Annotated in this window: 27 protein-coding genes and 1 pseudogene; 26 read left to right on the forward strand and 2 right to left on the reverse strand. The window is 42.8% G+C overall.

Features of this window, described 5'->3' with window-relative positions; all coding sequences use genetic code 11:
- The first annotated feature begins 170 nt into the window (after window positions 1–170).
- From ACFPXP_RS10780 to ACFPXP_RS10800, 5 genes are all read left to right on the forward strand, one after another.
- Window positions 171–776 carry a histidine phosphatase family protein gene (locus tag ACFPXP_RS10780; RefSeq protein ID WP_379894210.1) on the forward strand — a complete coding sequence of 202 codons (606 nt, stop codon included), beginning with the start codon at window positions 171–173 and terminating at the stop codon, window positions 774–776.
- Window positions 777–811: 35 nt separating this feature from the next.
- The gene (locus ACFPXP_RS10785; protein ID WP_379894211.1) at window positions 812–1,207 is read left to right on the forward strand and encodes a hypothetical protein; all 396 of its coding nucleotides are present in this window, start codon (window positions 812–814) and stop codon (window positions 1,205–1,207) included.
- Window positions 1,208–1,389: 182 nt separating this feature from the next.
- Window positions 1,390–1,611, forward strand: coding sequence for an immunity protein Imm33 domain-containing protein (locus ACFPXP_RS10790; RefSeq protein WP_379894234.1), 222 nt, complete (start codon window positions 1,390–1,392; stop codon window positions 1,609–1,611).
- 46 nt (window positions 1,612–1,657) lie between these two features.
- Complete coding sequence (locus tag ACFPXP_RS10795) at window positions 1,658–2,146, forward strand: GNAT family N-acetyltransferase (protein ID WP_379894212.1); 489 nt, start codon at window positions 1,658–1,660, stop codon at window positions 2,144–2,146.
- 54 nt (window positions 2,147–2,200) lie between these two features.
- A complete protein-coding gene (locus ACFPXP_RS10800) occupies window positions 2,201–2,455 on the forward strand; it encodes a hypothetical protein (RefSeq protein WP_379894213.1) in 255 nt (84 codons plus the stop codon).
- Window positions 2,456–3,455: 1,000 nt separating this feature from the next.
- Here the strand turns inward: ACFPXP_RS10800 and ACFPXP_RS10805 are convergent.
- The gene (locus ACFPXP_RS10805) at window positions 3,456–4,364 is read right to left on the reverse strand and encodes an AraC family transcriptional regulator (RefSeq protein WP_379894214.1); all 909 of its coding nucleotides are present in this window, start codon (window positions 4,362–4,364) and stop codon (window positions 3,456–3,458) included.
- Window positions 4,365–4,488: 124 nt separating this feature from the next.
- Here ACFPXP_RS10805 and ACFPXP_RS10810 point away from each other — a divergent pair, with 124 nt between their 5' ends.
- The 18 genes and pseudogenes from ACFPXP_RS10810 (at window position 4,489) to ACFPXP_RS10895 (ending at window position 17,650) form a co-directional block, all read left to right on the forward strand.
- Window positions 4,489–7,137, forward strand: a complete 2,649-nt coding sequence (locus ACFPXP_RS10810; protein ID WP_379894215.1) for an alpha-L-rhamnosidase — start codon at window positions 4,489–4,491, stop codon at window positions 7,135–7,137.
- A gap of 31 nt (window positions 7,138–7,168) precedes the next feature.
- Window positions 7,169–8,209 (forward strand): S66 family peptidase, encoded by a 1,041-nt coding sequence (locus tag ACFPXP_RS10815; RefSeq protein WP_379894216.1) that lies wholly within the window; start codon window positions 7,169–7,171, stop codon window positions 8,207–8,209.
- A gap of 306 nt (window positions 8,210–8,515) precedes the next feature.
- A complete protein-coding gene (locus tag ACFPXP_RS10820; RefSeq protein ID WP_379894217.1) occupies window positions 8,516–8,989 on the forward strand; it encodes a GNAT family N-acetyltransferase in 474 nt (157 codons plus the stop codon).
- Window positions 8,990–8,993: 4 nt separating this feature from the next.
- Window positions 8,994–9,458: a GNAT family N-acetyltransferase gene (locus tag ACFPXP_RS10825; RefSeq protein WP_379894218.1), complete on the forward strand. Its 465-nt coding sequence runs from the start codon at window positions 8,994–8,996 to the stop codon at window positions 9,456–9,458.
- A 34-nt stretch (window positions 9,459–9,492) separates the two neighbouring features.
- On the forward strand, window positions 9,493–10,263 hold the full coding sequence (locus ACFPXP_RS10830) for an aminoglycoside adenylyltransferase domain-containing protein (protein WP_379894219.1): 771 nt from the start codon (window positions 9,493–9,495) through the stop codon (window positions 10,261–10,263).
- Window positions 10,264–10,574: 311 nt separating this feature from the next.
- Window positions 10,575–10,928, forward strand: coding sequence for a hypothetical protein (locus ACFPXP_RS10835; protein WP_379894220.1), 354 nt, complete (start codon window positions 10,575–10,577; stop codon window positions 10,926–10,928).
- A 166-nt stretch (window positions 10,929–11,094) separates the two neighbouring features.
- Complete coding sequence (locus ACFPXP_RS10840; RefSeq protein ID WP_379894221.1) at window positions 11,095–11,619, forward strand: GNAT family N-acetyltransferase; 525 nt, start codon at window positions 11,095–11,097, stop codon at window positions 11,617–11,619.
- 445 nt (window positions 11,620–12,064) lie between these two features.
- Window positions 12,065–12,619 (forward strand): HAD-IIIA family hydrolase, encoded by a 555-nt coding sequence (locus tag ACFPXP_RS10845; RefSeq protein ID WP_379894235.1) that lies wholly within the window; start codon window positions 12,065–12,067, stop codon window positions 12,617–12,619.
- Complete coding sequence (locus ACFPXP_RS10850; RefSeq protein WP_379894236.1) at window positions 12,619–13,167, forward strand: NUDIX hydrolase; 549 nt, start codon at window positions 12,619–12,621, stop codon at window positions 13,165–13,167. The genes ACFPXP_RS10845 and ACFPXP_RS10850 overlap by 1 nt, the downstream gene beginning before the upstream one ends.
- 37 nt (window positions 13,168–13,204) lie before the next feature.
- The gene (locus ACFPXP_RS10855; RefSeq protein WP_379894222.1) at window positions 13,205–13,930 is read left to right on the forward strand and encodes an AAA family ATPase; all 726 of its coding nucleotides are present in this window, start codon (window positions 13,205–13,207) and stop codon (window positions 13,928–13,930) included.
- A gap of 52 nt (window positions 13,931–13,982) precedes the next feature.
- Window positions 13,983–14,405: an HIT family protein gene (locus tag ACFPXP_RS10860; protein ID WP_379894223.1), complete on the forward strand. Its 423-nt coding sequence runs from the start codon at window positions 13,983–13,985 to the stop codon at window positions 14,403–14,405.
- Window positions 14,312–15,007 carry a helix-turn-helix domain-containing protein gene (locus ACFPXP_RS10865; protein WP_379894224.1) on the forward strand — a complete coding sequence of 232 codons (696 nt, stop codon included), beginning with the start codon at window positions 14,312–14,314 and terminating at the stop codon, window positions 15,005–15,007. Before ACFPXP_RS10860 ends, ACFPXP_RS10865 begins: the two co-directional genes overlap by 94 nt.
- A 21-nt stretch (window positions 15,008–15,028) precedes the next feature.
- Window positions 15,029–15,574, forward strand: coding sequence for a hypothetical protein (locus tag ACFPXP_RS10870; protein ID WP_379894225.1), 546 nt, complete (start codon window positions 15,029–15,031; stop codon window positions 15,572–15,574).
- 40 nt (window positions 15,575–15,614) lie between these two features.
- A complete protein-coding gene (locus ACFPXP_RS10875) occupies window positions 15,615–16,136 on the forward strand; it encodes a YfiT family bacillithiol transferase (RefSeq protein ID WP_379894226.1) in 522 nt (173 codons plus the stop codon).
- Window positions 16,137–16,188: 52 nt separating this feature from the next.
- On the forward strand, window positions 16,189–16,404 hold the full coding sequence (locus ACFPXP_RS10880) for a hypothetical protein (protein WP_379894227.1): 216 nt from the start codon (window positions 16,189–16,191) through the stop codon (window positions 16,402–16,404).
- Window positions 16,405–16,662: 258 nt separating this feature from the next.
- Window positions 16,663–17,235: a hypothetical protein gene (locus ACFPXP_RS10885; RefSeq protein WP_379894228.1), complete on the forward strand. Its 573-nt coding sequence runs from the start codon at window positions 16,663–16,665 to the stop codon at window positions 17,233–17,235.
- Window positions 17,213–17,410: pseudogene (locus tag ACFPXP_RS10890) on the forward strand (NUDIX domain-containing protein); the annotation flags it as partial. The gene ACFPXP_RS10885 and the pseudogene ACFPXP_RS10890, both read left to right, overlap by 23 nt.
- 84 nt (window positions 17,411–17,494) lie before the next feature.
- Entirely contained in the window at window positions 17,495–17,650 is a 156-nt protein-coding gene (locus ACFPXP_RS10895) for a hypothetical protein (protein WP_379894229.1), read from the forward strand.
- Between the two features lie 8 nt (window positions 17,651–17,658).
- Here ACFPXP_RS10895 and ACFPXP_RS10900 read toward each other — a convergent pair whose 3' ends face one another.
- Window positions 17,659–17,847, reverse strand: coding sequence for a hypothetical protein (locus tag ACFPXP_RS10900; protein WP_379894230.1), 189 nt, complete (start codon window positions 17,845–17,847; stop codon window positions 17,659–17,661).
- Window positions 17,848–17,922: 75 nt separating this feature from the next.
- On the opposite strand from ACFPXP_RS10900, the gene ACFPXP_RS10905 reads away from it, so the two are divergent.
- The 3 genes from ACFPXP_RS10905 to ACFPXP_RS10915 are packed head-to-tail and all read left to right on the forward strand — an operon-like array spanning window position 17,923 to window position 19,029.
- On the forward strand, window positions 17,923–18,057 hold the full coding sequence (locus tag ACFPXP_RS10905) for a CPBP family glutamic-type intramembrane protease (protein ID WP_379894231.1): 135 nt from the start codon (window positions 17,923–17,925) through the stop codon (window positions 18,055–18,057).
- Window positions 18,058–18,110: 53 nt separating this feature from the next.
- Window positions 18,111–18,500 carry a VOC family protein gene (locus tag ACFPXP_RS10910; protein WP_379894232.1) on the forward strand — a complete coding sequence of 130 codons (390 nt, stop codon included), beginning with the start codon at window positions 18,111–18,113 and terminating at the stop codon, window positions 18,498–18,500.
- A 55-nt stretch (window positions 18,501–18,555) separates the two neighbouring features.
- On the forward strand, window positions 18,556–19,029 hold the full coding sequence (locus tag ACFPXP_RS10915; protein ID WP_379894233.1) for a DinB family protein: 474 nt from the start codon (window positions 18,556–18,558) through the stop codon (window positions 19,027–19,029).
- Window positions 19,030–19,208 lie beyond the last annotated feature (179 nt).

The following is a 19,208-nucleotide window of genomic DNA, read 5'->3' on the forward strand; positions in this document are numbered from 1 at the left end:
AAGTCGCTTCAAAAGCAGGGAAAAAGCTTTCCACTCTGATTCAGTGTCAATTACAGCAATGGATCTCTGCTTTACCCAATTACATCAAGGCTTATCTGCCTATTCCAAGCTGCGAAAGTTGAGTTTAGAAGTATAAAATACACTGCAAATAATAGACAGGAGATTTATTCATGGTTTTAACCTTTTATCTTGTAAGACATGCGCTGAAGGAAAAAGCGGTTGGAGATGTTCCGATCACGACTCAAGGCGTATTACAGGCGCAATGGACCACTGAGTATTTCAAACGTATTCCCATCAGCTCAATCGTTGCAAGTCCGCTTCGAAGAGCACAAGAAACTGCGCAATATATTGCCAATGAGACGAAATCTGAAATCGCTGCGGATGATCGTTTGCGGGAACGAGCCAACTGGGGGGATTTGCCGGGGCAGACCTTCGAGGAATTCGTACAGATGTGGGATCGCTGCACAGCAGACCCGGATTATATTCCACCCGTCGGCGATTCAGCAAGACAGGCAGCGGAACGTTTATCTTCTTTATTGACGGAGCTGTCAAATACGCATACATCGGGAGATCACATCGTCGTTGTCACCCATGGTGGACTCATTACGGACTTTCTAGTGAATCACTTTCCTGAACATGAACTGAACGTTTGGCATCCCCGATTTATCGCTGAGCAAAGCAGTTTGATTCCGGAATGCTCCATAACGAAACTAGTTTGTGATCAGGGAAAGTACAGGATCGAAGACTTTGCGTCCACCAAACATTTAAATGAATGAAGTTAATGATCTATTCCACAAAAAGGAGATCGACTATGAAACATATGATTGTCGTCTCGCTTATTTGCATCATACTCTCTGCAGGGTGTTCTCCTATCAACATCGAAAAAGGGATCCAATCGATTACACTGATCTGCAATGAAAGAGCCCTCAATGAGAAATGCGTAGATTTATATTTTGACGATGAAGAAACCATTAACACCTTCGTGGAAGCTATAGAAAGTGCAGAGAAAATGAAAGGTGTTCTCGATTATGAAGAAGAATACGAAATGATCATTGATTTTGAAAACGGAAAACAAAGACGATTCCATCTTTCGTTAACTACCAATCGAGACTACAACGGCCTACTGCTCGAATTGCCGGACACGATGAAGGGATATTCCATACCGAAGGGGAAAGCAAATCAACTGAGGGACATCATCTATCCTTAATACATACATTGTGTAGAATGAAATGAACCTATCCGAAGGAAGTGGTTTCGTTGAGCAGAAAGTGTAAAAACTATTTTTATCAGCCGGTGATATAAAAAGATGGATAGATTCTAAAGAAGACTGAATTGCCAGCGACAGAATTACAGTCGATAGATGCAAAGTAGGCTATATGTACCGGGAGGATACGTCGGGACAGTCCTTACTCGGATTGCGGTTGGAGGTTTTTGGCGGGGGATGAGAGCGATGAATACATGGAAGGTGCCGATAACCATGGGATTTTTCTCTTGAACTCGATTTGCAATTACGATCCTGACATTATTCCACTGCAAGATTCCCCGCCCGGGACCGCGTATTATAGAAATGAACAAGGGATCTTCGAGTTGGATAGATATGAAGAGGAATAATATTGCACCCATGTAACTTTTATACGAACGGAGGTAACGATTACATATGACCTACTCGATTAGGCCGATCACAGTGCAGGACGTCCCTTTTTTATGGGAGATGCTGTATGAATCCTTATATGTTCCGGAAGGCAAGGAGCCTTTCAGCAGAGACATACTGCAAGACCCGCTCATTGCCAAATACGTTGAGGGATGGGGAAGAGAAGGCGACAGCGGTTTTATTGCGGTGAACGAACAAGGTCAGCCTATAGGTTCGATTACAGTACGTTATTTTGATCAAGAAAACAAAGGGTTTGGTTATGTGGGAGAAGATGTCCCTGAATTAGGGATGGCTATCATAAAAGCATATAGGGGCAAGGGGATTGGAACAGCTTTACTGGAGACCTTATTCCAAGATCTTAAAGCAAGGGAAGTGCAGCAAATCTCTTTAAGTGTAGACCCAGATAATTTGGCAGCGGTGAAATTGTATCAGCGATTCGGATTTAAGGAAGCGGGAATGGTCGGGACATCCATTACAATGGTAGCTGATGTCTAACAATGCATTCGTAATCTATGGAGGATTAGTATGAACTGAATGGTAGAGTATGGAATGTTATGCACAAGGAAGGATGAAAAAGTACTTATGGACGCCCTTCACTGCTTCCTTGAACCGTTACAGCGTACATTCTCGAAAACGAAAAATAAAAGCTTGCTGGAAGCGAGACGCCCCTATGTATACAAACACGATTATTGGAATTTAAATAAAGAAAAACAAGTATATGTAGAGGTTTATCCGAATCAAGATGCGGAAGGGAAATACAAATTTGCGAATGAGGAAGTCGGCTGGATTTTTTTGCCCGCTTGAATGATCAAGCACCGCCTTATCATATCCCGATGGAAGAACAAGAGCAGTATCTTCAAGATTTTTTAGCATCGTCACCTTTCGAATATATCAAGTTGCAAGTTGCAAAGCAGAAGAATAAATAGTTGAAAGGATAGAGAATAACGAAGGTCGGATGACAACAAACTGTAGTCTGCTTAGTAGATAACCCTGGCGAGTGCACCATCAACAAACACTACCATCTCTCCACTTCGGAGGATGGATGTACTTTTTTCAACTTCTCAGACCTGTCATTCGTCGATGACGGGTTAGCTTCTCGGTCGAGTGAAGCAACCAAACCCAGACGCTTAAAAACGAATCCCGAAATGTAACTGCAAAAAGCAAAGAATTCATTTCCGTCAGTCGTAAAAAATGGTCATTAAACAATGGCAGCCTTTAACAAGAAATATGATCCTTGGCTGCCACCGTTTAATGGAACTATCCGTGATAACATTACCGCCTACAGAAAGCAGTATAATTTCGTTTCATTATTAATTCTGACCTATGGCAAAATAGCTTTGTCCCTGTTATATAAGAGTCCCATCTTTACCGATCACTGGAGGAGTGCTAATGCCGTGCCGTCTTGACGCGACCATGAATATCGGGTTCTTCCCCTATAAGCATCCATTCCGGTCTTAGCCAGAACAACGCCCTGAAATACTTGATAAGATTTAATCTTATGTCTGAATCCGCATAGAAGTTTCCGACATTTAAAAGTAACATGAAAAATCTTTAAGTGCCTATCTCGAGCCTTCGGAGTACATCAATTATGATGATGAACGAATTCAAGCCTAAATCAACTTATTTCATCATGATACAGAGTTGGAAAAAATAAAAGCTGCGTATTATTTTGTTCGGGATGAGATTGATCATTCGTACGATATACAGAGTGAGGAAGCGACGAGAAAGGCTTCTGAAGTGCTGGACAGAAAACATGGCATCTGCTATGCCAGTCTCACCTTCTTGCAGCATTAACCGATTCCAATCATGTTCGCTGTTTCATGCGATTTTTATAGACACTCGGCGTCATTCCTGTAATTTTCTTGAACACCTCGTTAAAATGCTTTATATCCTTATATCCTACCGTTTGAGCGATGACGATGATTTTGTCGTTCGTATGCTGTAGCAGATGACATGCTTCTTCGACCCTCAGCTTTTGAATATACTCGGAAACCGTCATACCGGTATAATCCTTAAACAGTTTGCAGTAGTACGTTGGGCTCAAAAAAGATTGAGAAGCAAGGTCGGCAAGCTTTGTGCCGACAGAATAGTTCGCTTTTAAATATTCAATCGATCTATCGATCAGTTCTGCATGATGCGATATTGTGCCGCTGTCGTTATTACTTGATTTTTTTAAGGAACGAAAAATATGAATCAGAAGCTCGATGAGGTAAACCCTGAGAAGCTCAATATATCCTTCCTCTTCATTCGTAAATTCCTCCAGCATTTTTTTATATATGGCTTCTATCGCATAGTTCTCACCGCCTAAAATTTTGACGTCATCGATTCGATTGGACGGCAGGGAAAAGACGGATCGGAACGAGAGATATTGAATCACATCAGAAAAATCCCGATAATCGATTAAATTCACGTCAATAAAATCAGGCTTAAATACACAATTGTACACTTTTAAGGGCGATGCCGAGGGAGAATCGAGCGATCTGAATTCGTGAGGAATGTTGTAGTTGATGAGAAATAAATCGCCCTTTTGCACCTCGTACGTTTGGTCCCCTAATATATGGATGCCTGAACCAGAGGCGACATATGAAATCTCAATAAAATCATGGACATGCAAATGCGGTTTGGAGCTTTCGCAAAAATAATTGATATAGATCGAATGGCCGTTCTTGAATAGGCGCTCTCCCGTATCGCGGTACATATCAACGTGATTCATAAAATCCACCCCTTTTCATTATAAGATAGCCCCATGAATTTGAACATTTGTTACATCATAATTTGAGTTGTAAGTCCTGTTTTTTTTCTGTTTCCTACAAATGACACGGAAGGGAAGGATACGATTGAAGATCACGGAAATGAAATGCAACCGTATGGTGAATCCCATGGGATATACTTTGAACAAGCCGCGACTAAGCTGGATTACGGAGGCGGAAGAAGCAATCGTTCAAATTGCCTGTCAAGTGATCGTAGCCGCCGATGAGGATTTCCTGGACATCTTACATGACAGCCGCAAGAGAGAAGATATCGACAGCATCGGATACACGCCGGAAATCGGCTTGAAGCCGCGGACAAGGTACTACTGGAAGGTACAGGTGTGGACGGACGCCGGTGATGTCGTCAGTTCCGTGGCTTGGTTTGAAACCTCGAAGATGGATGAGCCTTGGATCGGGAAATGGATAACCCCGGATTGGGAGGATCGATCCATTCATCCCTTGCTGAGAAAAGGGTTTAGCATTAGCAAAGAGGTTGCTCAGGCCAGACTTTACGTTTGCGGCTTAGGATTATATGAAGCAGAGATCAATGGCAAGAGAGTCGGAGATGAGTACTTCACACCTTATTGCAACAGCTATCATCATTGGATGCAATATCAGACCTTTGATGTGACAGACCTTCTAGGCAAGGGTAAAAATGTGATCGGGGCGATGCTGGGAAATGGCTGGTACAAGGGACGATTCGGATTTAAAGGCATCAAGGAAAACCACTATGGAGACCGATTTGCTCTTTTATGTGAGCTTGTGATTCAGTATGCGGATGGCAGCGAAGAAATTATTGGCTCGGATGAGGATTGGAAGGCGGCACCATCTCACATCCTTGACAGCAATATATATGATGGGGAAATTCAAGATGCGAATAAGTACATGGAATCGTGGTCTTCGGATTCGGCTGATGATGAGCAGTGGGCGTGCGTGCGTCTAATTGATATCGATTACCACCTGCTGGAGGCTCGCAGAAGCATTCCCGTTCGGATCAAGGAAAAGCTGAAGCCGGTCCAGGTCATACATACGCCGAAAGGCGAGGTCGTCCTGGATATGGGACAAAACATGGTGGGATGGGTCAGCTTTAAGACTGAGGCTCCAAAGGGGAGTCTCATCCATCTTCAGTATGGAGAAGAATTGCAGGACGGTTGTTTTTACAGAGAAAACTTACGTACAGCGAAAGCTGAGTTCAAGTATATCTCAAGCGGAGAGTCCGCCGAGGTACAGCCTTATTTTACTTTTTACGGGTTTCGGTATGTTAAAGTCGAGGGATGGCACGGGGAAGTCAGAACGGAAGACTTCACCGGATGCGTAGTTTATTCGGATTTGGAGCAGATAGGTCACATTGAAACCTCCAACCCTCTAGTCAATCGTCTATTCCTGAACGCATTGTGGGGGCAAAAGGGGAATTTTCTCGATGTTCCTACGGACTGTCCGCAGCGCGACGAGCGGATGGGGTGGACCGGAGACGCGCAGATGTTCTCAGGCACGGCATGCTTTAATATGGATTGCGATGCGTTTTTTCATAAATATCTTTACGACTTGGCCCAAGAACAATCAAGTATCGGCGGGTTAGTTCCTCATACTGTCCCCAGCTTCGGCATGAGCAAGAAGAACGAAAACAGCTTTCTATCCGCCGGATCATCCGCGTGGTCCGAGGCGGCAACCGTGATCCCTTGGAATCTGTACCTTCATTACGGAGATCGAGCGATTCTAGAGCAGCAGCTGAACAGCATGAAGGATTATGTGGATTATATACGTAAACAAGACGATGGCAAAAGGCTGTGGAATACAGGATTCCATTTTGGCGACTGGCTGGCTTTGGATGGACAAGGCGAGTTTGATCGTTTTGGGGGAACACCAACGGACTTGATCGCGACTGCTTATTATGCCTATTCTGCGGAGTTGGTGGCCAAGGCAGCCAAAGTGCTGGGTAAGGAAGAGATCGCTGAGGAATATGGAAAGCTTTCGGTGGAAGTAAAGGAAGCTTTTTGTGAGGAGTTTGTCACTCCGAGAGGTCGCCTTGCGGCAGATACGCAAACCTCGTATATCCTAGCCTTATTCATGGATCTTGTACCGGAGAAATTTCGGGGAAGAATCGTAGAATCGCTGCGAAAAAATTTAGAGGATAACAAGTACTACTTGAAGACAGGCTTCGTAGGGACGCCATATCTTTGCAGAGTGCTGTCTGAAAACGGATATAACGATCTGGCCTATAGACTGCTGCTGAACGAGGAGTTTCCAAGCTGGCTTTATGCGGTGAAGCTGGGCGCCACAACGATCTGGGAAAGATGGAATTCGCTGCTTCCAGACGGAACGTTCGGCGAGCTTGGTATGAATTCCTTGAACCATTATACGTACGGCTCGATTGTTGAATGGATGTACCGCCATATGTGCGGAATTCAGCCTTTAGAGGATTTCCCGGGCTTTCGAAGAATTCGTCTGGCCCCACAGCCGAATCGGATGCTACAATATGCGAAGGCATCGGTTAAAACAGCAGCTGGACTGTATGAGAGCGGCTGGCGGTATGAAGACGAGAGCCTGCGTTATCACTTCCGCATTCCGTTCCATGCTGAAGCAGAGCTGGTGCTCCCATATGCAGATATCCAGAATGTCGTAGTGAATAGAGCCCCCCTTGAGCAATCTCCAATTAAGTATGATATAAGAGATGATCATGTTATGATGGTACTGAAGAGCGGAACATATGAGATCAGTCATCTCATTGGAAAATAACGTAGTTTCCTAGAATGAAGGAGCATATAAAATGATCAAACCCGCAAGACTTAAGTCTGGTTCCAAAATTGCAATCATTTCACCTTCCAGCGGTCTGCCTCATTTATTCCCAGACATCTACGAGCTTGGTTTGAACAATTTGAGAGACGTGCTTGGTTTGGAGATCGTTGAAATGCCTACGGCGAGAATGGCTCCCGATGTTCTCTACAGCAATCCTCAGCTGCGTGCCAAGGATATGAATGATTGTTTCATGGATGACAGTATCAGCGGCATCATTACGTCCATTGGAGGATATGAATCGATCAGAATACTGCCTTATCTGGATATGGAAGCGATCATCCAACATCCTAAGTTGATCATGGGCTTCTCGGATGCAACGACATTTTTGTCATACATCAATCAATTGGGGATGGTAACGTTTTACGGACCATCTGTCATGGCAGGTCTGGCTCAAATTCATAGTCTTCCAATTCAATATACCGAACATATCAAAGAGATATTGTTTCATGATGTGTATCCTTATTCTTACGCCCCATATCATCAATGGACGAATGGATATAAAGACTGGGGAATTCTTGAGACGTTAGGAGAATGCCAGGAGTTTCATGACAATCCGAATGGCTGGGAGTTTTTACAGGGTGACACGGTTACACAAGGTGTTTTGTGGGGTGGCTGCATCGAAGTATTAGAATTTATGAAATCCACAATCTACTGGCCGGATGAATCGTTCTGGCACGATAAAATCTTGTTTTTTGAAACTTCAGAAGAAAAGCCATCACCGATGCACGTGGGCTATATGCTGCGCAATTATGGAATGCAGGGCATTTTCTCGAAAATAAAAGGTATCATCATAGGCAGGCCGAAGGATTATACAGAGAAAGAGAAACAAGAGCTGAATGAGATTGCATGCCGAATCGTCAGGGATGAGTTTGATGCAGGCCATGTTCCGATCGTCACGGATTTTGACTTTGGACATACGGACCCCAAATTGATTCTACCTTTAGGGGGAAAGATCGAACTAAATCCAATGACGACGGCAATTACTCTATTGGAGAGTCCGTTTGGCGAATAGAAATGGTATTGATTCTATTAGAGATTCTACTGATCCTTGTAATTAAGGGCAGCACACATGAAAACCTCATGTCGCTGCCCTTTTATCGTGCTATTGTTCATTCAGATTATTGTTGAATGTACTGCTTGTCCGATCCATCGAGACGCATCTTGCCTTAGATGATCCACGGAATAAACAGGAAGGACCGCTGTTAATGCAGAATACAATATATGGTAAGCTGTGAAGTGTTGTGTAATGAGAGAGAACATTGAAAGGTCTTATGCACCAGCTGCAGGAGCAATGAAATCGAGCGGGATGTGATTGTGTATGGCATTTACCTGGGTAGAAGCGAGTCAAAAACCGGTGTTTTTAGAAGAGATCATACAGTTCTTTTGGAATGCGTGGGGCACACGGGATAACTATTTATTTTATAAAGACTGCATCGAGCACTCCCTGGATTCCTCAATAGATTTGCCGAAGTTCTATTTACTGCTAGAAGATGGAGAGATCATTGGATCCTATGCGTTATTGATAAATGATCTTATTAGCCGGCAGGATTTATTTCCTTGGTTAGCTTGTCTATATGTAAGGCCGGAGGCTAGAGGGCACCGGGTTGGCGAACAGATGCTGAATCATGCCTGTGAAGAGGCGAAGAAGAAGGGGTATAGTCATCTCTATTTGTGCAGCACATTGGAAGGGTACTATGAGAAGGCGGGTTGGAATTTCTTCGGAAATGGGTATGGCGTGGATGGCACGCACACAAAGATTTACGCTAAAGCAATCGGCGGTGGATGGGAGTGACTTCATGACGTTCACGATTCGAAGAGTTGAACCAAAGGATTTTGAAAGAGTATTGGAGCTGCACATCGAAGGACTGAAGCAATTCGGATCGAATATCGGAGATCCCTCAATGGATCAAGATATCCATCATATTCAGGAGGTATATATTGATGATGGCGGCGAGTTTTTCGTAGGGGAAATAGAGGGGCGGATCGTATGTATGGGCGCATACAAGAAGCGGGACATCCGTACGGCGGAGGTGAAGCGAATTAGGGTCGATCAGTACGATCAGAGACAGGGATATGGACAGCGGATTTTATCGACTTTGGAGAATTCTGCTAGAGCAAAAGGGTACAGACGACTCCTTCTCGATACGACCACCCGACAGGAGCCGGCGATGAAGCTCTTTGAGAAACATGGTTATACGGAGACAAGTCGGAAAACTTTGGGTGAAGTAACGGTTGTATTTTATGAGAAGGAATTGTGTTGAGATTATTTTTCATATAACAGAGAGGTTGGCATACATGAATATGGATCCATGGAAATATACCGATTCATTTGTAGACATTTGCAAAGAAGTATTCACAGACCGGTTAGAAGGAATATATCTGCATGGCTCGCTCGCCATGAATTGCTTCAATCCCTCGGGAAGTGATATCGATTTTATTGTAATTGTGAATGACCGGCTTACGCAGGAACAATCCAAGAAGCTTGCTTCAAAGGTTTTAGCCCTGCATGATGAAATGCCGAACGAACGCGGAATCGAATTCAGTGTGATCTTAAAAGATCATTTACGGCCCTTTAAATATCCAACGCCTTTCGAATTCCATTATTCCGATTTTCATCGTGGAAAATATAGAGCAGATGAGAACTACATGTGCGGAGGGTTCGAAGATAAGGACCTGGCTTCGCAGTTCATGGTCGCGTTTACGAGAGGGAAGTGTTTATACGGTAGACCATTGCCAGAGATTTGCGATCCTATTCCAGAGAAGGCATATATCGAATCGATTTATTATGATGTGCAACATGCGGAAAAGGATGTAGCGGGAAATCAGGTATACGTGGTTTTGAATCTGTGCAGGGTACTCTATTATTTGAGAGAACACACGGTATCGTCGAAGAAGGAAGGCGGAGAATGGGGGATTAGCACTCTTCCAGAAGAATATCGAGAGATGATTCGAAAATGTCTCCATGCATATAACGGTACAGGCGCACAGGTTGAATTGGACCAGTATAAAGCATCGAATTTTGTTAAGTATGCGCTAAATGAAATTCTTTATCTCCGACCTGAGTAACGATAGGGGGATCTATAATTATACATTCATGTTAAGGAGGACGTATGACCGAAATCACGAATCATGAAGGAAAAGGAAGTCCATTAATTAAAAGAAATTGATCGGTCTGAACACATTGATGTGATAGTTGAAAAGCAGGATGCCGAAATGGTCGAAATTGGGACCGATCACGAATGTCCGACTTGGGATAAATCATTGCTTCGAGAGATGCAGATGAGGAACTGTTCCAAAAGGAACCCGAAGACATTCATATGGTGATAAAGCTATAAGTTAGGATTTCAAATACTGAAATCGAAGTGGAAAAACAAAGAATGGTCATCGTTGGCATTATCATGGCTGTTATCCTATCCATTTTTTCTTATGTCATTATCGGTCCTCTGGGCGGAGTGATTATACTATCTATTTTGTTTGGTATCGTATTTGATATTTACCATCGAACAAAGGAAATTCATTCGGATGTGAAACGAATTAAACAGCATTTAGGTATAGCGAATGATGAAGAAATCGAATTGCTTCAAATTGAAGAAGAAATCATCGATGAACTGGACAATATCGATTCGGAGGAATTAGAACGAGTCAATGAAGAGATTGAGAAGGAATTGAATGATTTGCTTGATGAAGAAGAACATTTTTCGAAAGATTCTAGTAAAAGAAAAGACAATTAATTGATTAGAATTAAAGATGATAAAGGGCGTGGATTGTCAGAATGCAAGGGGTCAAAGAAGGGAGCAGGTTTATTACAGAACACTTGTACGTATTGGAATAAATAGGTATGATAGGATAATACAGTATAGCACACACTGAAAGATAGACAATATGGCGAGGTGTCCCATGATGCAGCAAATCTCATTGATTAAGCCTACAATCAGGCTGAAAGAGGCCTACATGGCGTTCTATCAAGATTGGAAGCAATCTGGAGAGGACATGGTCCCATGGGTCATTTCGAAGGATCCTGTAAATTTCGAAGAAATGCTGGATTATCTCTCTAAGAACGAGGACGAACGTTATATTCCTGATGGTTGGGTACCGAGCAGTACTTACTGGCTCGTTGCAGATGAAAAGAGAGTTGTTGGGGCAGTCAATATTAGGCATGGTCTCACAGAGAAACTACTTCATGCAGGTGGCCATATCGGATACGGCATTCGTCCATCGGAGAGACGGAAGGGGTATGCAACAAAGCTTCTTGCGCTCGCTTTGGAAAAATGTAATGAACTCGGTATTCGTAGAGTACTTGTCGTTTGCGATGAACACAATTCAGCCTCAAGAAAGACCATATTAAACAATCGCGGAGTGCAAGATAAGGATTATATTGAAGAAGACGGCAATGTCATACAGCGATTTTGGATTGAACCCTAGACTGGTCGTAGGATTATTCGGTCAAGTATATGCAACACATGGGATGTATCCCTGTTAACGAAGGAAGTGAAATTCATGGAAGCAGAGCTTCGTATGCTGTCAAAGTCGAATAATTCACAAATCCATCAAATGGCCATCGAAACAGCTCCTTTTAGGAGGACTCATTCAAGAAGCCAAAAAGATAAACATAAATCGCGTTTTATTATCCTGTGATGAAGACAATCTCGCTTTGAGAAGAATGATTGAAACAAATGCCGGAGAAGATGAACTTGCATGGAAGCCTGCATATCGCTGGAATGAAAGGGACGGAGGAAGACGAAGTACTCGCCAAAATAAGATATGATCGTCAGTATATTCTAGGGGTCACGCTTTCAGATCAAATGATAAGGTAGTCTTATTTGAGAATGAGCGAAACAAATTATGGAACAAGCTCGGCATTGTAGTTATTCCGAAGAAACTTTGGGAGGGGAAAATGACGAAGATCCAAGCAGTATTCATTGATCGAGACGGTACGATTGGTGGAACGGGTCATTTCATTCATCCAAGAGATTTTCATCTGTACGAAGGTGCCCAAGAAGCCATTAACCGTCTTAAACAAGCAGGTTTGAAGGTGTATGCCTTCACCAATCAGCATCGAATTTCCCGCGGCGAAGCGACGATCGAACAATTCAAAGAGCAATTTGAACAATTTGGCTTTGACGATGCATTTATTTGTCCCCATGGTGACGCAGATGATTGCACGTGTAAAAAGCCGAAGCCCTGTATGCTGTTCGAAGCATCCCAGAAGTACGGTTTGGAACTAAACAGATGTATCGTGATCGGAGACGTAGGAAGTACGGATATGCTTGCAGCAAATGCGGTAGGAGCCATTAAAGTATTAGTTCGAACAGGATGGGGAGAATCATCCTTAACAACGTATAGACATAACTGGAAGGAAGTAGAACCTGATTACATAGCAGAGCATATCAGGGATGCAGCAAGCTGGATTACAGATAAATGATGAGAAGATGGGAGTCAGGAACGGTGCTTGTTCATCAGCTTAAATTTAATATTTGTTTCATTAAACAAGGGGAAAAGATCTTGCTGTTAAACAGAGAACGTCCTAGTTGGATGGGGGCCTGGAACGGAGTAGGAGGAAAGCTCGAACCGGGTGAGACTCCAAGGGAGTCCGTGCTTCGTGAAGTGTTCGAAGAAACCGGGATTGCCTTAGAGGAGGTTTATTTCAAGGGCATTGTAACATGGTTCGTAGATGGAATGAGTAGCGGCGGAATGTATGTATACTTTGCTGAGCTGCCGCCTGATTTTCATTATGAAACACCAATTAAAACCGATGAAGGAATCCTAGACTGGAAGGAGATGCAGTGGATTATGCATCCGGAGAACCAGGGCGTCGTACATAACATCCCGAAAAGCATGGAGAGAATGTTTGGTGATCATGGGTGTTTCGAGCATCGTTGTTATTATGAGAACGAACAATTCGTCAGAGATGAGTTCATAGAAATCGGTAAAGACGTTGAATTCCAAACATGCCAAGGATTAGAGCAGTAAGCCGGTGTAATATAACTAAAACTGGAGTAGATAAATTATGAGATCCAACGATTCTTATTTAAGATGGATTGAACTAGAGCGGCAGCGGATTCCATCATATGGGCATTATCCGTTTAATCTAGGAGCCATACGGAATCTTGATCAACTCAAGCTACATCCCAAAGTGACTTATATCGTCGGGGAGAACGGCATGGGCAAGTCAACACTGATGGAAGCTATTGCAGTGGCTTGGGGGTTTAATCCAGAAGGAGGTACAAAGAATTTTACGTTTTCAACCCGGGCGACTCATTCAAACTTATATGAATATATCCGGTTGGCTAGAGGTGTGAAGAAGCCGAGGGACGGATTCTTTTTTCGTGCGGAAAGTTATTATAATTTAGCGTCGAATATCGAGGATTTAGGCATGCATCATTCTTATGGCGGGAAATCCTTACATGAACAGTCCCATGGTGAATCGTATTTCGCTGCGTTCATCCACCGATTCAGCGGTCGGGGCTTATATATTTTGGACGAACCTGAGGCGGCATTATCTCCGATTCGGCAAATGGCGATGCTGACGCGGATTCATGAATTGGTACAGCAGGACTCCCAGTTTATGATCTCGACCCATTCACCGATCCTGATGGCTTATCCAGATTCGATTCTCTACTATTTAACCACCGAAGGGATCGAGGTTAGAATTTTTGAAGAGACCGATCATTACATGGTGATGAAGGAATTTCTCAATCATAAAGAAAAAATGCTCCGAGAGCTTTTAGAGTAACTGCTTCTACGACGAGATGATTACAACTTTATAAAGTGAGAGTGATCTACGTATGGAATGTCTCGGCTGCCTCATCGCCAAATGTCTAGAACCTGAGGTAAATGTCGTTTATGAAACGGAACGAATCATTTGCGTTTTGGACATTGCCCCTTTTAATGAAGGCCACCTTCTTATCATGCCAAAAGAACATGTTTTGGATATTGAAGAGATGGATGAATCAACAAGGCATGAAATTATAGATGTTTCCGCGAAAATGTCGTCACTATTGAAGAAAAGTTTTCAACCAGATGGGATTTCGTTTTGTCAAAATGGCGGGAAGTTTAACGATTTGGGCCATTATCATATGCATGTCATCCCTAGATACGAGGGAGACGGATTTACTTGGTCCGAGCCGAAGGAACAATTCAAGATTCGTCGTACATTGAAGCAAACAAGAGAAGATTTGGTGGCGGCATTAGAAATGAACAACATATAACCACGCTAAACCGGCAAACAACGTTGTCGGTTCTTTTTATTGTCCTGATTGTTCCTTTTCATTACAAACTGTTACCTTTGGCACTTACTAAAAAAATAAATTGTATTAAACTTTGGATATATGGAAGTAAATGGTGGTGGTTTTTTGTGTTAAAGGTTGAAGAAGTCGCTGAATTGTTCGGAATGCACCCAAGGACGATTAGAAGATATATAAGGGAAGGGAAGCTTCGCGCAAATAAAATAGGAGGTGAATGGCGAATAAGCAAGGAGGATGTTGAGATGTTTATGGGGAAAAAAATAACTCAAATGCATGATGAGACAACGAACGATATACAAGAGTACTTAAGTGGTCATCGCTCGGAAATCACGGGAAAACATCAAGTGTGCTCCATTATCGACAGTTATATCGAGGCAGATGAAGCCGCGAAAATATCCCAACAGCTGATCCAATGGATGAATGATGACGATCCGGAACGCGGGCAGGCCAAGTTTCAATATTATTATTTGCAGAAGGAAAGAAAAAGCCGCTTTGTTGTATGGGGAAATCCAGTTTTTGTTGGGAAGTTATTGTCGAACATTGGGGAGCTGACAGCAGAGCAGTAATTCGTAGAGGAGGAATCCGAATTGCGAAGTAATAGAATCAAGATGCTTTGCATTTGCGCCGTACTTATGTTTTTAATCGGCTGTGAAAACACGACTTCAACGGAAGCAATTACAGGGGAAGAAGAAAAACAAGGGATCACTGAGATGGAGCAACTCTTACAAGAAAATGCGGAACTGAAAGAGAAAGTGATGAAGCTTGAGAAAGAGCCAAGCGAGGCATATATGATGACTTTACGAGAAATGATGAACCTTTCCTTCAAGATCATCGTCGCGATGGATAATGAAGATTATGAATATTTATCGAGTGTGTCCGCATCGGGAGTGTCGGTAGACCGTGAAAAGAACCAGATTGTGTACATGTACGACAATCAAGAGATCCGATTGAATTTTCTAGAAGATATGGATCTCAGTAATATGGAATATTGGGGTTTCTGGCAAACGGAAGATGAAGAAAGATATGAAATGATGTTTGCCCATTTCGTCGGAGATACCCACGGCACCATATACATGCAGTTCATGCAGGAACAAGGCGAGTGGCGGTTTGCGGGATTTATGACGAACGCATAGTTCGTTATCTGATGTGAAACTGTAGAATGAGGTGATCTCAATGGATCGTATTCGTTTTCCGATCGGGGAGTTCATAGAGGTGAAGAGTCCGAGCTTTGATGAAATTCAAACTTGGATTCACGAGATTGAACAAACCCCAAGTTTACTAAAGGAAGTTTTATCTCAGCTAGACGATGAACAGTTAGACACTCCTTATCGACCAGGAGGATGGACGGTTAGGCAAATCGTGCATCACATCGCGGATAATAATATGAATGCGTATTTCAGATTCAAACGAACGTTAACAGAAGAACAGCCGATCATACCATCCTATAGGCAGGATAAGTGGGCCGAGATGGCTGATTATGGTGAACCCGTGGAGGTTTCTCTCAGCTTAATCGAAGCGATTTATCGAAGATTCGTTGTTTTGCTCGGAAGTCTAGAAGCGGATGATTATAAGCGAACGATGAACAGTACAGCTCTAGGAATGATGAGCTTGGAAACCGCGGTTCAACGATTTTTATGGCACGATCGGCATCATTTAGCACAAATCGAATCCATCACGATAAGGGGAACGAATTAAGAAGAAGGATAAATACAGGTTCGCTTACCCCCAAGTATCAGAGGCTGTCTGGATGGGAAGCAACCGTCCGTGTCTTGATGAAATCTATATGGAATCCAGGGGGCAGCTTCATATCGGGTGCTTCGGAGGCAGTTCGGCACGTGGTGCTTCCAAAAAAGAAGACGCCCTGTTGGTTTTGAAATGCGAGGAAAAGCAGTGGACTTTTGCCGTGATCCTTGATGCACACCACACCGCTCAAAGCGCTAAGATGATGATTGATCTGATATAAAATGAGCATGGGTGAGGAAAAGAGCGGGAGGAATAATTTTGAAATTATTTACTCTATTTTTTGTGTTGTCACTTATTTTCCTTTCATTGATTGTACCGTTGGTCAGAAGCATTGCATCGCCAAATATTCTGCTGAGTTTGGCTGAAGGACTGTTGATTAGTTGTTTAGTTGGAATTTGCATTATGATTGCACTGCTCCTAACCATTATTGTGAAGCGGAGCGAGTGAGGAAAACCAGAATACTCAAGAGGTGAAAGGTATGGGCACCGTACTATTAAACTTAGTTATCCTTATTCTTGGTGTATTTATTGGAGGTATCTTGGTATACAGCTATGCTCACTGGAATATGGAGGCGAGGAGACAGGATAAAGTTGTTAGAGATCGTGCATTGCTCCGCGAAAACATAAAACGAATTCGGCATGAGATTGAGCATAATATGACCGTTCTTAATAAGCTTCATCAGGACATGGATCACGATAAATTATCCCGACCAGATCATCTTCGAAAATGCGCGGCGCATGTGGATACAATCTCTTCATTTGCGTTTAATTATCTCAATGGCACTCAGCTGAATATTCTGTTACCGATGGCATTAGAAAGCCTCATTTTTGATACCTACAACGCATTGGAAGGTTTGAAAAAGCAGTATATTCATACGTTGAACATGCAAGAACCATTCGGGAATCAGGAAGACCCACAAACATTACATCAGGAATTTTCTCTGCTGTTCGCTCACATCAATGATGTCAGCACGATATTGGAGAAAAACTTGAAACAGATCGAGGCATACTGGCGAAAGGTGGAAGCAAATGGATTACATCTCTTGGATTAGAAGCAGGGTGGGACACAATCGCATTTTCTTGAATTTTGCGGGAGCGATTATCGCGAATGAGGCGGGAGAAGTGTTATTGCAACGCAGAAGAGATAAAGGAGCTTGGGGATTTCCTGGAGGTGCCATGGAATTGGGGGAATCTGCAGAAGAGACTGCAATTAGGGAAGTGCTGGAAGTCTCTCGGTAAAAAACGACTAGATCGGCGGCTCTTTGATATCGAGACTTAAGAGTAAAAAAATCGAATAAGTGAGGGTATAAGATGAAGGTTAACGGTCTTGGTGCAGTGTTTATGCGGGTTAGTAATCTGGAGGATTCTGTGCGTTTTTATTATGATCATATGGATTTTGACGTGTACGATCCAGACGGAAATCCGATTAATCTCATTGAATGGAAGAGCAGGCCGCAGGAGGTTTGATGGAAAATTCATCCACCTGCTTGCTTCTTTCGTCTATTTACTAGAATACTGGCGATCATAACTGCAGCGATCAAGATAAGCGTGATGATCGATCCCCAGTCTACCTTATGATCCTTGATTGCCGTGTACATGATATCAATGACATGTAATACGATGAGTCCGATCAATACGTAAAGGTAAAAGTTTGAATTGCGCAACTTTGTCGCCTCCTACGAGAATGCATGGGTATATTTGTATTTTATCTTAAAACTTGCCAAGCATTCAATGGGGTTATGGATGAAGGAGACCAAACCACTTCAACCATCGTAGTGGGCTTACTATGTGCTTCCTCGGTATATGTCACGAACTCTCTCTTACCCGCCATCATATTTCATATGCTTTGGAACAGTATAGCGTTTCTTCTATGACGAATGAACGATGCCATTTTAGTTAAATTATGAATGAAAGTGAGGGAAATGAATTGAAAGCGAAAATTGCATTGATTACGATTTTGACGGATAACGTACCTGTGATGGTGGATTTTTACACGAAGGTGTTGGGATTTGAAATTGCTGGGGACCATGGTGAGAATGTTGAATTCCACAGTGAGGGCGTTCGGTTCGCGATTTGTTCAAGATCTATTTTATCGAGTATTACGAACGATCATGCAGGCTTCAAAGAAGAACGGAGAGGACAAAGCTTTGAACTCGCTTTTCCTTTGGAAACCCGTGAGGAAGTGGATCGAATGTATGACGAAATCATCGCCAAGGGAGCAGCGCCTGTCGCTTCTCCTGCCGATATGCCATGGGGTCAAAGAACCGCATTCTTTGCCGATCCGGACGGCAATATCCATGAACTATTCGCGGAATAAGTAAAGCGTTATTGAAATGGATTTAGCAATAATCCTAGATTAAGGAGTGGTAGTCATGGCCAAAACCAAACAAGAAATGCTCGAACAATTTCAAGCATTGATTCCGTATGTCCAGTCGTTGCCTTATGATGAAATGATATGGAATCTACCTATTGCCGAAGGGAAGTGGAACTTGAAGGAAATGGTATGTCATCTCATGAAATGGGATCAGTATTTTTATGAGGAAGCAATTCACAAAATCACGTTGAACGAGCCATTAACAGCCAAGCATTTGCATTTCGATGAATTCAATGCGAATGCCTCGGCGTATGCGAAGACACAGACGGTGAAAGATATCGTCCAACAATGGATTGAGTGGAGAAATAAACTGATCGATGATATTTCCGCATTGGATGAGGAACAATTTACGAAGGCATATCAAGATGGAGAGGGAAAGAAATTCAGTGTAAAAAGCTACCTGCGCTCTTTTATTTCTCATGATAAGCATCATAAAAAACAGATAGAGCAGCTCTTGAAACGAATTGCATGATGATATCCTAATCTACTTAACGTGGGGATCTGAAGAAAAATAGTTTTTAATCAGAATCAATTTCATAATGCATAGTTACAGATTCGTATACCAGCCGAATTTATGGTCAATTCGTTTTAAAAACTTATGCCGCCTGTTCTTGCAATTGTCGGCTTAGACGATCACATACTAATTTGGTG

The sequence above is a fragment of the Marinicrinis lubricantis genome, assembly GCF_042658665.1.
Classification (GTDB): Bacteria; Bacillota; Bacilli; order Paenibacillales; family KCTC-33676; genus Marinicrinis; species Marinicrinis lubricantis.

Bases quoted from the DNA above. Each gene is read 5' to 3' on its own strand.
- ACFPXP_RS10780 (WP_379894210.1), top strand. From the start codon at position 171: ATGGTTTTAACCTTTTATCTTGTAAGACATGCGCTGAAGGAAAAAGCG.
- ACFPXP_RS10785 (WP_379894211.1), top strand. From the start codon at position 812: ATGAAACATATGATTGTCGTCTCGCTTATTTGCATCATACTCTCTGCA.
- ACFPXP_RS10795 (WP_379894212.1), top strand. From the start codon at position 1,658: ATGACCTACTCGATTAGGCCGATCACAGTGCAGGACGTCCCTTTTTTA.
- ACFPXP_RS10800 (WP_379894213.1), top strand. From the start codon at position 2,201: ATGTTATGCACAAGGAAGGATGAAAAAGTACTTATGGACGCCCTTCAC.
- ACFPXP_RS10805 (WP_379894214.1), bottom strand. From the start codon at position 4,364: ATGAATCACGTTGATATGTACCGCGATACGGGAGAGCGCCTATTCAAG.
- ACFPXP_RS10815 (WP_379894216.1), top strand. From the start codon at position 7,169: ATGATCAAACCCGCAAGACTTAAGTCTGGTTCCAAAATTGCAATCATT.
- ACFPXP_RS10820 (WP_379894217.1), top strand. From the start codon at position 8,516: ATGGCATTTACCTGGGTAGAAGCGAGTCAAAAACCGGTGTTTTTAGAA.
- ACFPXP_RS10825 (WP_379894218.1), top strand. From the start codon at position 8,994: ATGACGTTCACGATTCGAAGAGTTGAACCAAAGGATTTTGAAAGAGTA.
- ACFPXP_RS10830 (WP_379894219.1), top strand. From the start codon at position 9,493: ATGAATATGGATCCATGGAAATATACCGATTCATTTGTAGACATTTGC.
- ACFPXP_RS10835 (WP_379894220.1), top strand. From the start codon at position 10,575: ATGGTCATCGTTGGCATTATCATGGCTGTTATCCTATCCATTTTTTCT.
- ACFPXP_RS10840 (WP_379894221.1), top strand. From the start codon at position 11,095: ATGATGCAGCAAATCTCATTGATTAAGCCTACAATCAGGCTGAAAGAG.
- ACFPXP_RS10850 (WP_379894236.1), top strand. From the start codon at position 12,619: ATGAGAAGATGGGAGTCAGGAACGGTGCTTGTTCATCAGCTTAAATTT.
- ACFPXP_RS10855 (WP_379894222.1), top strand. From the start codon at position 13,205: ATGAGATCCAACGATTCTTATTTAAGATGGATTGAACTAGAGCGGCAG.
- ACFPXP_RS10860 (WP_379894223.1), top strand. From the start codon at position 13,983: ATGGAATGTCTCGGCTGCCTCATCGCCAAATGTCTAGAACCTGAGGTA.
- ACFPXP_RS10875 (WP_379894226.1), top strand. From the start codon at position 15,615: ATGGATCGTATTCGTTTTCCGATCGGGGAGTTCATAGAGGTGAAGAGT.
- ACFPXP_RS10880 (WP_379894227.1), top strand. From the start codon at position 16,189: ATGGGAAGCAACCGTCCGTGTCTTGATGAAATCTATATGGAATCCAGG.
- ACFPXP_RS10885 (WP_379894228.1), top strand. From the start codon at position 16,663: ATGGGCACCGTACTATTAAACTTAGTTATCCTTATTCTTGGTGTATTT.
- ACFPXP_RS10895 (WP_379894229.1), top strand. From the start codon at position 17,495: ATGAAGGTTAACGGTCTTGGTGCAGTGTTTATGCGGGTTAGTAATCTG.
- ACFPXP_RS10905 (WP_379894231.1), top strand. From the start codon at position 17,923: ATGGATGAAGGAGACCAAACCACTTCAACCATCGTAGTGGGCTTACTA.
- ACFPXP_RS10915 (WP_379894233.1), top strand. From the start codon at position 18,556: ATGGCCAAAACCAAACAAGAAATGCTCGAACAATTTCAAGCATTGATT.